This window comes from Streptomyces sp. NBC_01016 (assembly GCF_026341035.1).
In the GTDB taxonomy this organism is placed as follows: Bacteria; Actinomycetota; Actinomycetes; order Streptomycetales; family Streptomycetaceae; genus Streptomyces.
The window spans coordinates 4,114,047-4,127,220 of record NZ_JAPEOQ010000001.1 but is presented as its reverse complement, the minus strand read 5'-3'; the positions used below and the strand labels follow the sequence as shown (position 1 = coordinate 4,127,220).

Annotated in this window: 11 protein-coding genes and 1 riboswitch; of the genes, 1 reads left to right on the top strand and 10 read right to left on the bottom strand. The window is 70.2% G+C overall.

Annotation, left to right across the window (positions count from 1 at the left end; all coding sequences use genetic code 11):
* Window positions 1–35: 35 nt before the first annotated feature.
* Entirely contained in the window at window positions 36–818 is a 783-nt protein-coding gene (locus tag OG746_RS18515; RefSeq protein WP_266715867.1) for a M23 family metallopeptidase, read from the bottom strand.
* Between the two features lie 3 nt (window positions 819–821).
* Window positions 822–992: riboswitch (cyclic di-AMP (ydaO/yuaA leader) on the bottom strand.
* 383 nt (window positions 993–1,375) lie between these two features.
* Here OG746_RS18515 and OG746_RS18510 point away from each other — a divergent pair.
* A complete protein-coding gene (locus OG746_RS18510) occupies window positions 1,376–2,173 on the top strand; it encodes a tyrosine-protein phosphatase (RefSeq protein ID WP_266715865.1) in 798 nt (265 codons plus the stop codon).
* 6 nt (window positions 2,174–2,179) lie between these two features.
* Here the strand turns inward: OG746_RS18510 and OG746_RS18505 are convergent.
* The 9 genes from OG746_RS18505 to hpnH all read right to left on the bottom strand — a co-directional run bounded on the left by OG746_RS18505 (window position 2,180) and on the right by hpnH (window position 13,172).
* Window positions 2,180–2,997 (bottom strand): IS5 family transposase gene (locus tag OG746_RS18505; RefSeq protein WP_443059774.1). Its coding sequence is split into 2 segments (ribosomal slippage): window positions 2,180–2,665 and window positions 2,668–2,997, totalling 816 coding nucleotides; the frame shifts between segments, so codons are not numbered across the junction.
* Window positions 2,998–3,148: 151 nt separating this feature from the next.
* Entirely contained in the window at window positions 3,149–5,674 is a 2,526-nt protein-coding gene (locus OG746_RS18500; RefSeq protein ID WP_266715863.1) for an ABC transporter permease, read from the bottom strand.
* Window positions 5,671–6,501 (bottom strand): ABC transporter ATP-binding protein, encoded by an 831-nt coding sequence (locus tag OG746_RS18495; protein WP_266715861.1) that lies wholly within the window; start codon window positions 6,499–6,501, stop codon window positions 5,671–5,673. Before OG746_RS18495 ends, OG746_RS18500 begins: the two co-directional genes overlap by 4 nt.
* Window positions 6,502–6,643: 142 nt before the next feature.
* On the bottom strand, window positions 6,644–6,838 hold the full coding sequence (locus tag OG746_RS18490; protein ID WP_266715859.1) for a DUF6126 family protein: 195 nt from the start codon (window positions 6,836–6,838) through the stop codon (window positions 6,644–6,646).
* The gene (locus OG746_RS18485; RefSeq protein ID WP_266715857.1) at window positions 6,831–7,493 is read right to left on the bottom strand and encodes a helix-turn-helix domain-containing protein; all 663 of its coding nucleotides are present in this window, start codon (window positions 7,491–7,493) and stop codon (window positions 6,831–6,833) included. Before OG746_RS18485 ends, OG746_RS18490 begins: the two co-directional genes overlap by 8 nt.
* An 87-nt stretch (window positions 7,494–7,580) precedes the next feature.
* A complete protein-coding gene (locus tag OG746_RS18480) occupies window positions 7,581–8,966 on the bottom strand; it encodes an aspartate aminotransferase family protein (RefSeq protein ID WP_266715855.1) in 1,386 nt (461 codons plus the stop codon).
* A complete protein-coding gene (gene dxs / locus OG746_RS18475; RefSeq protein WP_266715853.1) occupies window positions 8,963–10,927 on the bottom strand; it encodes a 1-deoxy-D-xylulose-5-phosphate synthase in 1,965 nt (654 codons plus the stop codon). The genes OG746_RS18480 and dxs overlap by 4 nt, the downstream gene beginning before the upstream one ends.
* A gap of 48 nt (window positions 10,928–10,975) precedes the next feature.
* Window positions 10,976–12,142: a flavodoxin-dependent (E)-4-hydroxy-3-methylbut-2-enyl-diphosphate synthase gene (gene ispG / locus OG746_RS18470; protein ID WP_266715851.1), complete on the bottom strand. Its 1,167-nt coding sequence runs from the start codon at window positions 12,140–12,142 to the stop codon at window positions 10,976–10,978.
* Between the two features lie 7 nt (window positions 12,143–12,149).
* Window positions 12,150–13,172: an adenosyl-hopene transferase HpnH gene (gene hpnH / locus OG746_RS18465; protein WP_266715849.1), complete on the bottom strand. Its 1,023-nt coding sequence runs from the start codon at window positions 13,170–13,172 to the stop codon at window positions 12,150–12,152.
* Window positions 13,173–13,174 lie beyond the last annotated feature (2 nt).

Genomic DNA, 13,174 nt, shown 5'->3' with positions numbered 1-13,174 from the left:
AAGTGAGCGAGCGGTCGCGACCGCTACGAGATGCCTCAGGCGTTCACGCCGTGCTCGCTCAGGTACGCGATCGGGTCGATGTCCGAGCCGTAGTCCGCGGTGGTGCGGACCTCGAAGTGCAGGTGCGGTCCCGTGACGTTGCCCGTCGCGCCGGACTTGGCGATCTCCTGGCCGGCCGTCACGGTGTCGCCCTGGGCGACACCGATCGAGGACAGGTGGCCGTACTGGGAGAAGTGGCCGTCGGCGTGCTCGATGACGACCTCGTTGCCGTACGCGCCGCCCGAGCCGGTCGAGACGACGGTGCCGTCGGCGATCGACTCCACGGAGGTGCCGGTCGGCACCGAGAAGTCGGCGCCGGTGTGGCTGCCGCTGGACCACATGGAGCCGGAGCTGCCGTAGCCCGTGCCCTTGGCGCCGTCGACCGGCGCCGCGTAGTCGCCGGAGGCGGTGGTCTTGGCGCTCGCCTGCGTGGCGGTGGCCGCGCCCTCGGAGCCGGAGTCGCTGTCGGCCGCGCCGCCGACGGCGAGCTTGACGCCGATCTTGAGGTGGTCCGCGTCGGAGCCGACGGCGTCCTTGTTGTCCTCGTAGAGCTTCTTCCAGCCGCCGTCGACGTCCTGCGCCTTGGCGATCTTCGAGAGCGTGTCACCGGCCTTGACGGTGTACGTCGTGGCGTCGGCGGTACCGCCGGACGTCGCGGCCTGCGCGCCGGTGGCGCCCATCAGCGGCAGGGCGAGCGCGGCTCCACCGGCGGAGGCGACGGCGGCGACACGGGCGATGCGCTGGGAGGTCGAAAGGCGGTGCTTTCCCTTTGCGGGCATGCTGAATTTCCTCTCCGTCGCCTACGAGGTGAGCTGTCGGGTTCGGGCTGGAGATGCCCGGCCGTGCCCGGGGTACGGGCACGGCTTCACCCCAAGCCGCTTCGGGAAATCCCTACGCGGCGTCGTGCGTGTGGGTCCCCCGCTCCTGCCGTGACGGGTAGTCGAAAGGAATCCGGGCGGCGGCAGGACTAGGCGTTCCGACCGGATTGATTGGTGACCGTAGGCGAACGGCAATGGCGACGACAAACCCCGAATTCACCTGTGACGGCAATTCCTTGGGTTTCTGAGGCTTCCCTGTGTAACCCTGCGTCGACATTTCTCGCTTTACCAACGCCATACCTTCGGGGATTACTGGGGAGGCAATCCGGGCCGCCCGGCACGCAGCGTCACGAACATGAAGCCGGTCACGCACACGCCCACAAGCCCCTTCGATCCATGCACAGTTGATACAGAACGGGGCGAATCGGACAGAGGGTTGCCTGTGGAACCGATGTCGTATCGTCATGAGCGCGCCCGCCGGCGACCCAACGCCGGTGCACCGATTGGGAGGAGCCCCTGTGACGCAGCACGCACCGTCCACCGAGCCCGAGCTGACCGGAGTGCGCAACTTCCGAGATGTGGGCGGCCTGCCCACCGTGGACGGCCGGCGCGTGCGCCAGGGCGTACTGTTCCGCAGCGGTCACCTCGCCCACGCCACGGCCGAGGACTCGACCTTCCTCTCCTCCCTCGGCCTGCACACGGTCTTCGACTTCCGCAACGCAGCGGACCAGAAGCTGGAAGGCGCGGATGTCGAACTGCCCGGCGTGCGCAATCTGAACCTGCCGCTCAACGACCCGGCCGACGGCGCCGAATTCTGGACCATGGTCCGCGACGGCAACATCGACCAGCTCCGCCAGATCCTCTCCGAGGGCCGCGCGGCGAACCGGCTCGTGGACTCCTACCGCACCATGATCAAGGAGCGCACCGCCGAGCACAGCCGCGTGCTGCACTCCCTCGCCGAGGACAGCCTCCCCGCGCTGATGCACTGCGCGGCGGGCAAGGACCGCGCGGGCCTGTCGATCGCGGTGACGCTGCTCGCGGTGGGCGTGGAGCGCGACGCCATCGAGGCGGACTACCTCAAGTCCAACGAGAAGCACCGCCGCTACGACGTGCGCCGCAGCGCCACCGCGAAGGACGCCTACTCCGCCGAGATCATGGAGCTGCTCAGCCCGCTCTTCGACGCCCGCATCGAATACCTCAACGCGGGCCTCGAAACGATCGACGAACTGTGGGGCAGCACGGACCGCTACCTCGAAGAGGGCCTGAAGCTCACCTCGGCGACGCGCGAGCGGCTGCGCGAGCGCCTTCTCGACTAAGAGGTGCTAACAAAGGCGTTGGACGTGCCGATGAGTGATCAGGCAGGCGGCCAGCCCGAGGAAGGCTTCATGGATGTCGTCACGCCGCTCCCAGCGGATGCGGAGACGACGGAAGCCGTGCAGCCACGCGATGGTGCGCTCGACCACGTACCGGAAGGTGCCCAGTCCGGTGCCGTGCGGCTGACCGCGTTCGGCAATGACCGGGCGGATGCCGCGCTGTCGTACCTGGCGCCGGTAGATGTCGTGGTCGTAGCCGCGGTCAGCGAACAACAGGTCCGGCCGCTTGCGTGGCCGTCCGACCGTGCCTGCCACGGCGGGGACCTTGTCGAGCAGGGGCAGGAGTTGAGTGACGTCGTTGCGGTTGCCGCCGGTCAGCGATACGGCGAGCGGGATGCCCTGGCCGTCGGTGAGCACGTGGTGCTTGCTGCCCGGCCGCGCGCGGTCGACCGGGCTCGGCCCACTTTTGGGCCCCGCCGAGCGGCCCGCACGTGCGAGGAATCGATCACCGCCCGGGACCAGTCCAGCTTGCCCGCCGACCGTAGCTTCTTCAGCAGCACCAGGTGCAGTTCGTCCCACACCCCCGCCTCGTTCCAGGCGGCCAGCCGGCGCCAGCAGGTCATGCCCGAGCCGAAGCCCAACTCCTGGGGCAGGTACTCCCATTGGATGCCGGTGTGCAGCACAAAGAGGATCCCGCACAGTGCCTGCCGGTCCGGGACCCGTGGTCTGCCCTCGACCTTCTTCGGGCCCGGCTTCGGCAGCAACGGCTCGATCATCGACCACAGTTCGTCCGACACGATCCATGGCCGCGACTGACGCTCTCCCATGACCAGACCTACGGACAGACAGACCGAAACACTCATGATCAGCAGCTTTTGTTAGAGCCTTTAAGGCCCGGCACCTGAGGCCCGCCACCGCCCTCTCGACCGAAGCCCGGGCCTGAGCCGTGGCCCCGGGCCCGAGTCGCGGGCCCCGACGTCACCCCTCCCTGTCGCGAAGTGCCGCGCGGGCAGGGAGGGTTACGGCGAGCAGGCCGAGGCACACCGCGCTCGCGGCGAACGTGCCGTACAGCAGCGGCGGTATGTACGGGGACTCCCCCGTCATGCCCCGCATCATCGGGGTCAGCGTGATCAGCGCGATGGTGGTGCCCAGCGCCACCCCTGCCGCCGACACCAGCAGGCTCTCCCAGTGGAGCATCCGCAGCACCTGGCGGCGCGTGGAGCCGACAAGGCGGAGCACGGTGAGTTCGCGACGGCGGTCCAGGACCGTCATCACCAGGGTGTTGACCGCCGCGACGGCGGCGAAGCCGCCCAGGACCGCGGCCATCATGTAGTTGGACCAAGCCCCGAGTTCGCTGTCCACGCTCTGCGCGACGGCATAGCCCGAGGCATCGGTGACCTTGCCCAGTGCGGCGAGCGGCTCGGCGTCGCCGCCGCGCACCAGCAGCGTGCCGTCGAAGCCCGAGGTGACGTGGCCGGCCAGGGACGCGCGGTCCATGGTCACCGCCGCAAGGCCGAGGCCCCTGCCGTAGACCGCGGCGACTTCCGGGCGGGCCTTCGTGCCGTCGGGGAGGTAGAGCGGCAGCTTGTCGCCGACCTGCACCTTCGTCGCCGTGGCGAGCGTCTTGTCGATGGCGATGCGGCCCGGGCCCACACGGTCCAGGCTGCCGCCGCGCACATCCAGGTCCTGCACCTTGGCCAGCTCGGCGCCGGAGCCCGAGATGCCCTGGGTCGCCGTTGCCTGCAACGACGTCTCGCCGCCCGAGTCGACCGGCACAAGCACCTGCGTGTCGAGCAGGCTCACGGCCGCGTCCACACCGGAAGCGTGGGCGGCCCGGTCGGCGGCGCCCGCGGGCAGGCCCGCCGGGTTGGTGACGACGTGGTCCGCCGTGATGCCCTCGCGCAACTGGTCCGCGGAGACCTTGCTCTCGCTCGTGTGCATGAAGACCAGCGTCGAGGCGAAGGCCATCGCCAGCACGATCGGCGTGATCGCGGAGGCCAACCGCCGGGAATTCGACCGGGAATTGGCGGCCGCCAGCGAGGCCGAGGCCCCTCCCCCGCGCAGCAGTAGGCCGAAGAGCGCCGCGCACAGCCGGGCCACCAGCGGGCCGAGCAGCGAGACGGCGAGCATGAAGAGCATGACGACGCCGAGCGAGGCGTTCGCCGCGTCGGCTCCGGCGGTGGAGGCCGCGACGCCGGCGAGCGCCGATCCGCCGCCGAGGGCCGCGACCCCGAGCACCGTACGGATGACGCCCGGGCGCAGCCGCTCCACCGAGGCCTCGGCGAGCGCCTGACCCGGCTTGATCTTCGCGGGCCTGCGCCCGGCGATCCACCCGGCACCGAGCGCCGTGAGCAGCCCGGTCCCGACGGCCGCGACCAGCGGGATCCACGAGACGTGCAGTTCGACCGCCTGCGGGACGGCCCCGCGGTCCTTCAGCTGCCCGAACCACCAGTGCGCGAGCCCGATGCCCGGCAGGCACCCGAGCACCCCGGCGAGCGGCGCGACGAGCAGCGCCTCGGAGGCGACCGCCCGGCGGATCTGCCGTGGGGTGGCGCCGACAGCACGCAGCAGCGCGAACTCGCGGGTGCGCTGGCCGACGGAGAGGGCGACCGTGCCGGCCGCGGTGAAGACGGCGACCAGCGTGGCGATCCCGCCGAAGGAACCGCCGAGTGCGGTGAGCGTCTCCTTCGCGTACGCGAGGCCGTGGTCCTCGACCTCGCCGCGGTCGTCACCGGTGAGCACCTGCGCGCCGGAGCCGGTCAGGGCCTTCTCGACGGCGGTGGCGAGGGCGCCGGTGTCCGCGCCGTCCTTGGCCAGTACGGCGATGGCGTCGGCCTTGCCGGGGTGCCCGGACAGCGCGGGGGCCTCCGCATCGGCGAACCAGGCCATGGTTCCGCCACCGGCCGCCGTGCCTGCCACCGCGGTGTCCCCGGCCCCGGCCTCGGCAAGACCGGACACCCTGAACTCCGCGCGCCCTGCCGCCGTTTCGAGCGTCACGGTGTCGCCGACGCCGGCCTTCGCGCTTCGGGCCGCGGCGGCGTCGAGCGCCACCTCTCCCGTGCGCGGCGCGGCGCCCGCCGACAGCGCGGTCCCGGTGAAGGCGTGCGAGCCCCAGCCGTGGCCGGTGAGCGCGCCGGGCGAGGAGGTGCTCTGCCGCACCGGGAAGGTGAAGTCCGCCACCGCCGCCTCGGCACCCGGCGCCCGGGCCGCCTTCGCCGCGAGCCCCGCGTCCACGCGCGCGGTGTCCGGCAGCGGGTACGCGGATTCCTCGGGACCGTCGACGGTGTCGGCGACGACCCGCGCGGACTGGTCGGCCGCCGCCACGACCGGCGCCCTCGCGTACCGCTCCGCCGGAACCGAAGCACGTACACCCGTCTCCAGCAGGGTGCCGCAGGCCGCGACGATCAGCGCCGACATCAGCAGCGCGACGAATGTGCCTGCGAACGAGGCGGGTTTGAAGCGTACGGCCGCCCGCGCGAGGCCGTTGGGGGCAAGGCTCCTCATGCCGCCGCCCCCGCCATCGCGCCCGCGCGGGAGGTGCGGGCGGCGAGCGTCGCCATCCGCGCCGCGATCTGCTCCGCCGAACCGCGCTCCAGGCTGTCGGCGAAGGCGCCGTCGGCGAGGAACAGCACGCGGTCGGCCCAGGCGGCCGCGGCCGGGTCGTGGGTGACCATGACGACGGTGGCGCCGAGGTGGTCGACGGCGTTGCGGAGCAGGCCCAGGACCTCGGCGGCGGTGCCTGTGTCGAGGGCGCCGGTGGGCTCGTCGGCGAACACCACGTCGGGGCTCGTGACCAGGGCGCGGGCGATGGCCACCCGCTGCTGCTGGCCACCGGAGAGTTCGCCGGGCCGGCGCCGCGCCTTGTCCGCGAGCCCGACCTGCGCGAGCATCGCGGCCGCCCGGCGGCGGTCCTGGCGGCGCCCGGCGAGACGTATGGGCAGCAGCACGTTCTGCTCCACGGTCAGCGACGGCAGCAGGTTGAACGCCTGGAAGACGAAGCCGAGGCGGCTGCGGCGCAGCTCGGTGAGCCGGTTCTCGCTCATGCCGGTGATCTCCGTGCCACCAAGATGCACGGATCCCGCCGAGGGTCGGTCGAGCCCGGCGGCGCACTGCAGGAAGGTGGACTTGCCGGAACCGGACGGCCCCATCACGGCCGTGAACGTGCCGCGCGGCAGAGCGAGGTCGACGCCCGCGAGGGCGTGCACCGCACCGGCACCGCGCCCGTACTGCCGCCGCACACCGCGCAGTTCGACAGCGAGACCCGGCGTGCCGGCCCGCGCCTCCGGCCGGTTGTCCTCAATCGTCCGCTGCTTGCCCCTGCGTAGCCTCATGGCCCGGTCCCGCCCTCTCGCACTCTTCCTCGCTCTGACGGAGAGGAGTGTGCGAGAACGGTCGGGCGCCTGGCGTCATACCCAGGAGCCAATATGGAGGTGCTACTGCAGTAGGGGGTCCCGCCTCACGCGGAGTACCGCCTCACTGATTCCCGCCCAGCGTGAACAGCAAGTAGATGAACCCGGCCAGCGCATGCCCTGCGAATACGTACACGAGGACCCGAACGAGAATGCCGCGCGGGAGCTTGTCCTCTATGTCGCGGCGGGCCGGCCCCGGGGTCGACCCGGTCGTGTCAGCCGTGTCAGCCGTGTGAGCCGCATCGGACGTGTCAGCCATGACGGGTCTCCTTTACCGGTCCCGCCGACGGGCCGAGGCACAGCGCGGCCGTCGGGCTCTGCAGCAGGGTGTGGACGAAGAGGAAGTCGACGCCGCCCTGGTCGACGGCGGCGATGCGGTGCGGGGTGAGCGAGTCGAAGTGGGAACTGTCGCCCGGGTCGAGCAGGTAGGACGTGTCCCCGAGCCGCAGCCGCAGGCGCCCCGACAGGACGTACAGCCACTCCTCCCCCGGATGCACGCGCACGACATCGCCCTGGGACCCGTACGGCGCGTGGACCTGCAACGCCTGCATGCCGCGGCCGGGCGACCCGGCCTGCCGGTACGTCCAGCCCCCGGCCTCGGTGGGCTCCATCGTGCCGCCGCGCACGACCGCGTCCCGGTCGGCGGGGGTCTCGCCGAGCAGTTCGGATACGGTCGTACCGTAGATACGGGCGAGTGAGAGCAGCATCGGGAGCGAAGGCTGACGCTGTCCGGTCTCCAGGCGGGAGAGGTGCGCCGGGGACAGGCCGGCGGTTCCGGCGGCGGCCTCCAGGGTGAGGGCCGCGCGGCGGCGCAGTGCGCGGAGCTGGGGTGCGACGGCGGGAAGTTCCGGCGGTTCCGGGACCTCCGCACCGTCGACCTCGTCCGGCTGGTCCGGCGAGAGGGCAGGGCTCATGCTGTCGATTCAGCCAGAGCCGTGCCCCTCCGGCAACTTTCTTGCCTCAGAGGCAAAAGCCGACCTCGCCCCGAGCCGTGGACGCCCTCAGCGGTTCGCCACCGCCTGTTTGATCAGCGTCTTGCTGAAGTCCCACATCAGCCCGCCCCCACTGTGCGCGTCGTCCATGACCGCCGTGAACGCCTCGACGAAGCGCTCGACGTCGGCCTCGTTCACCACGAGCGGCGGGATCAGTTTGATGACTTCGAGGTGGTCGCCGGAGACCTGGGTCAGGATCCGGTGCTTCTGGAGCAGCGGCACCACGACCATCTGCGCGAACAGGCCCTTGCGCGCGGCCTGCAGCATCGTCCAACGACTGCGCAGTTTCAGGGACTTGGGCCGCCCGAACTCGATGCCGATCATGAGCCCGCGCCCGCGTACGTCACTCAACAGCTCGTAGCGGTCGATGAGTTCGGCGAGCCGGGACTTCAGCAGCTCGCCCATCGCCCGCGCGTTCGCGACCGTCTCCTCGTCCTCCATGACGGACAGGACCGCGAGGCCCGCCGCCATCGCCTGCGCGTTGGAGCCGAAGCTCGCCGAGTGGACGAGGACCCGGTCCATGGACGAGTAGACCTTCTTGAAGATCCAGTCCTTGCCGAGCGTCGCGCCGACCGGCACATACCCGCCCGACAGCGCCTTGGCCACGCACACCAGGTCCGGTTCGACGCCCTCCTCGTGCTGGTAGGCGTAGAAGTCGCCGGTGCGACCGAGACCCGTCTGCACCTCGTCCGCGATCAGCAGCGCCTTGTGCCCCCGCAGCAGCTCCTGCGCGGCCCTCAGATAGCCGGGCGGCGACTCGTACACGCCCTTGCCCTGGATCGGTTCGACGATGAGCCCGGCGACGTCGCCCTTCTTCAATTCCCTTGCCAGCGCGTCGAGATCGCCGAGCGGGACCGCGGTGTCGGGCAGCAGCGGGGCGAAGCCGTCGCGGAAGCCGTCCTCCCCGTTCACCGACAACGCACCGGTCGTCAGGCCGTGGAAGGCGTGCGTGCAGTACAGGACCCGCGGCTTGCCGGTCGCGTACCGCGCGAACTTCAGCGCCGTCTCCACCGCCTCCGTACCGCTGTTGCCGAAGAACACCCGGTCCAGGTGCGGGCTGTGCGCCACCAGTTTCTCGGCGAGCAGGCCCGGCAGCGGCTGGCAGTCGAAGCGGGTCAGGTCGGCGAGCGAGGCGTCGAGGACGTCGTGCAGCGCCTTGCGTACGACGGGGTGGTGCCGGCCGAGGCCCATGACACCGAACCCGGCGAGCATGTCCAGGTAGTCGTTGCCGTCCGCGTCCCAGAAATGCGCACCCTCGGCCCGCTCGTAGACCTTGTCGAAGCCGATGGTGTGGAGCATCTTCGGCAGCTGGTGATTGAGGTACTTGGCGTGCAGCTCGTACCGTTCGGCGCCGCGCTCGGCGAGCAGCGTGCCGAGGTCGAACTCCTTGCTCATGCGTTGATCTCCTTGCCCGCTGTGCCACTACCCGCTGTGGGACTGCCCGTTGTGGAACTACCCGCTGTTCGACTACCCGCAGATCGACTATCCGCTGTGCGGCTCATGCTGGCGCTGATCCGCCCCGCGATCTCCACAGGCGTCAGGCCGATGTCGGCGAGCACCTCGCCCCGCTTGCCGTGCGCCAGAAACTGCTCCGGGATGCCGAACCGCCGTACGGGGACGTCGACTTCGGCCTCGCCGAGGGCGAGCGCGACGGCCGAGCCGACACCCGCCGCCTTGCTGTTGTCCTCGACGACGGCGACCAGCTCGTGCGCGGCGGCGAGCGGCGCGAGGTCGGGGTCGACGGGCTTGACCCAACGCGGGTCCACCACAGTGCAGTTGATGCCGCGCGCCTCCAGCAGATCCGCGGCCTGGAGGCACACCGGCGCCATCACGCCGACCGAGACGAGCAGCACCCGCGGCTCCTCGGCCCGGTGCAGCACGTCGATGCCGCCGACCCGGTCGACGGCCGCGATCGGCTCGCCCACCGACTCCTTGGGGAACCGCAGCATGGTCGGTGCGTCGTCGACGGCGACCGCTTCCCGTAGCTGCGAGCGGAGTTGGTCGGCGTCGCGTGGCGCGGCGATCCGCAGGCCGGGCACGACCTGGAGCACGGACATGTCCCACATGCCGTTGTGGGAGGCCCCGTCGGCGCCGGTGACGCCGGCCCGGTCGAGTACGAAGGTGACTCCGCATTTGTGCAGAGCGACGTCCATGAGGAGCTGGTCGAAGGCCCGGTTGAGGAAGGTCGCGTACACGGCAACGACCGGGTGCAGTCCGCCCGTTGCGAGTCCGGCTGCCGACACGGCGGCGTGCTGTTCGGCGATCCCGACGTCCCACACCCGCTCGGGGAACTCCTCCGCGAACTTGGTGAGCCCCACGGGGTGCAGCATCGCCGCGGTGATCGCGACGACGTCCTCGCGCTCGCGCCCGATCGCCGCGATCTCGTCACCGAACACCGAGGTCCAGGAGGGCCCGTTGGACGGCGCGAGCGGCTCGCAGGTGAGCGGGTCCATCACGCCGACGGTGTGGAAGCGGTCGGCCTCGTCGGCGAGCGCGGGCTCGTAGCCGCGCCCCTTCTCGGTCAGGCAGTGCACAAGTACCGGGCCGTGGAAGCGTTTTGCACGTCGCAGGGCGGATTCGACGGCGCCCACGTCATGGCCGTCGATGGGACCGACGTACTTCAGGCCGAGGTCCTCGAACATGCCCTGCGGCGCGAACGCGTCCTTGAAGCCCTTCTTCGCGCCGTGCAGCGACTCGTAGACCGTGTGCCCGACCACGGGGGTCTTCAGCAGCACGTCCTTGCCCCAGGCCAGCACCTGCTCGTACGAGTCCGTGGTGCGCAGCGTCGCCAAATGGTTGGCGAGGCCGCCGATCGTGGGCGCGTACGAGCGCTCGTTGTCGTTGACGACGATGATCAGCGGCCGGTCCTTGGCGGCCGCGATGTTGTTCAGGGCCTCCCAGGCCATGCCCCCGGTCAGCGCGCCGTCCCCGATGACGGCGACGACGTGCCCGCGCTCGCCCTGCACCTGGCGCGCCTTGGCGAGGCCGTCGGCCCAGCCGAGGGCCGTGGAGGCGTGCGAGTTCTCCACGATGTCGTGCTCGGACTCCTCGCGCGAGGGGTAGCCGGACAGGCCGCCCTTGCCGCGCAGCTTGGAGAAGTCCTGGCGGCCCGTCAGAAGCTTGTGCACATAGCTCTGGTGACCGGTGTCCCACACGAGGCGGTCGACCGGCGATTCGAAGACCCGGTGCAGCGCGATGGACAGTTCCACCACGCCGAGGTTCGGTCCGAGGTGTCCCCCCGTCCTCGCGACCGCGTGAATCAGGAACTCTCTGACCTCATGGGCCAGTTCGCCGATCTCCTCCTCGCTCAGCGCCTTCAGGTCGCGCGGCCCCCGGATGCTCTCCAGAATCGTCACGCTCGAGCCCCCTTCCCGTCCGTACTTAAGAACTCAGCACTTCAGAACTCAGCTCACGGTGACGTCGGGAGCTCCCGACGCGACGCCGTCCTTCTCCATCTGTTCGGCGATCCGCATCGCCTCTTCAATGAGCGTCTCGACGATCTTCGACTCGGGGACGGTCTTGACGACCTCGCCCTTGACGAAGATCTGGCCCTTGCCGTTGCCGGACGCGACACCGAGGTCCGCCTCGCGGGCCTCCCCTGGACCGTTGACCACGCACCCCATGACGGCCACGCGCAGCGGCACCTCCATGCCTTCGAGCCCGGCGGTCACCTCGTCGGCGAGCTTGTAGACGTCGACCTGCGCGCGCCCGCACGACGGGCACGACACGATCTCCAGGCGCCGCTGCCGCAGGCCCAGCGACTCCAGGATCTGGATGCCGACCTTGCACTCCTCGGCGGGCGGCGCGGACAGCGAGACCCGGATGGTGTCTCCGATGCCTTCGGAGAGCAGCGCTCCGAAGGCCACGGCGGACTTGATGGTGCCCTGGAAGGCGGGTCCTGCCTCGGTGACCCCCAGGTGCAGCGGGTAGTCGCACGCGGCGGCGAGCTGCCGGTACGCGTTGACCATCACCACGGGGTCGTTGTGCTTCACCGAGATCTTGATGTCGCGGAAGCCGTGCTCCTCGAAGAGCGAGGCCTCCCACAGCGCCGACTCGACGAGGGCCTCCGGGGTCGCCTTCCCGTACTTCTGGAGCAGGCGCTTGTCCAGCGAGCCGGCGTTGACCCCGATGCGGATCGGTGTGCCGGCGTCCGATGCCGCCCGCGCGATCTGCTTCACCTTGTCGTCGAACTGCTTGATGTTGCCCGGGTTCACGCGCACCGCCGCGCACCCCGCGTCGATGGCGGCGAACACGTACTTCGGCTGGAAGTGGATGTCCGCGATCACGGGGATCTGCGACTTGCGCGCGATGGTCGCGAGCGCGTCCGCGTCGTCCTGCGTGGGGCACGCCACTCGCACGATCTGGCAGCCGGAGGCGGTCAGTTCGGCGATCTGCTGCAGCGTCGCCCCGATGTCGGACGTGCGCGTCGTGGTCATCGACTGTACGGAAACGGGTGCCCCGCCTCCCACGGCCACCGGTCCGACCTGGATCTGACGGCTGACCCGCCGTTCAGCGATAGGTCGGACCGGTACCTCGGGGAGGCCCAGTGGGACGGGCTCTCCGGGATTCATGGCGTCGTCACCCACGATTCCCGGCGACGGTCTCGGACACGGCGCGGATGGACTCCTTCAGCGACCCCATGGTGGCGAGCACGGCCGTCGGCTCGTAGCCGCAGTGCGCCATGCAGTTGTCGCAGCGCGGGTCCTTGCCGCGGCCGTAGGCGTCCCAGTCGGTCTTCTCGATGAGCTCCTTGTACGTGGGCACGTACCCGTCCGCCATCAGATAGCAGGGCTTCTGCCAGCCGAAGAGCGAGTAGTTGGGGATGGCCCACGCGGTGCACGGGAAGTCGACCTTGCCCTCGAGGAAGTCGAGGAACAGGGGCGAGTGATTGAGCCGCCAGCGCCGCCTGTTGCCACCCGTGAACGCCTTCTTGAACAGTTCACGGGTCTGCGTGACGCCCAGGAAGTGGTCCTGGTCGGGCGCCTTCTCGTAGGCGTACGCGGGCGAGATCATCATCTCGTCGACCTGGAGGTCGTCGTTGAGGTAGTTGAGCACCTCAATGATGTTCTGCGGGGTGTCCGTGTTGAAGAAGGTCGAGTTCGTGGTGACCCGGAAGCCGCGCTTCTTGGCCTCCTTGATCGCCTCGACCGCCTCGTCGAAGACGCCTTCCTTGGCGACGGACTCGTCGTGCCGCTCGCGCATGCCGTCGATGTGCACCGTGAAGGCGAAGTACGGCGAGGGCGTGAACTTCTCCATCTTCTTGCGCAGCAGCATCGCGTTGGTGCACAGGAAGACGTACTTCTTCTTGGCCACCAACTGCCGCACGATCTCATGGATCTGAGGGTGCATCAGCGGCTCACCGCCGGCGATGGACACCATCGGCGCGCCCGACTCGAGGACGGCGCCGACGGCCTGGGCGACCGGCATGCGCTGCTTGAGCACCCCGGCCGGGTGCTGGATCTTTCCGCAGCCCTCGCACGCCAGGTTGCAGGCGAAGAGCGGCTCCAATTCGACGATGAGCGGAAACTTGTCCCGCCGGCGGATCTTCTGTTCAACGAGATAGGTCGCGACCTTGATGGATTGACGAAGCGGCATGGCCATCT

Bases quoted from the DNA above. Each gene is read 5' to 3' on its own strand.
- OG746_RS18495 (WP_266715861.1), bottom strand. From the start codon at position 6,501: ATGAGGCTACGCAGGGGCAAGCAGCGGACGATTGAGGACAACCGGCCG.
- OG746_RS18515 (WP_266715867.1), bottom strand. From the start codon at position 818: ATGCCCGCAAAGGGAAAGCACCGCCTTTCGACCTCCCAGCGCATCGCC.
- ispG (WP_266715851.1), bottom strand. From the start codon at position 12,142: ATGAATCCCGGAGAGCCCGTCCCACTGGGCCTCCCCGAGGTACCGGTC.
- OG746_RS18485 (WP_266715857.1), bottom strand. From the start codon at position 7,493: ATGAGCCCTGCCCTCTCGCCGGACCAGCCGGACGAGGTCGACGGTGCG.
- hpnH (WP_266715849.1), bottom strand. From the start codon at position 13,172: ATGGCCATGCCGCTTCGTCAATCCATCAAGGTCGCGACCTATCTCGTT.
- OG746_RS18500 (WP_266715863.1), bottom strand. From the start codon at position 5,674: ATGAGGAGCCTTGCCCCCAACGGCCTCGCGCGGGCGGCCGTACGCTTC.
- OG746_RS18480 (WP_266715855.1), bottom strand. From the start codon at position 8,966: ATGAGCAAGGAGTTCGACCTCGGCACGCTGCTCGCCGAGCGCGGCGCC.
- OG746_RS18490 (WP_266715859.1), bottom strand. From the start codon at position 6,838: ATGGCTGACACGTCCGATGCGGCTCACACGGCTGACACGGCTGACACG.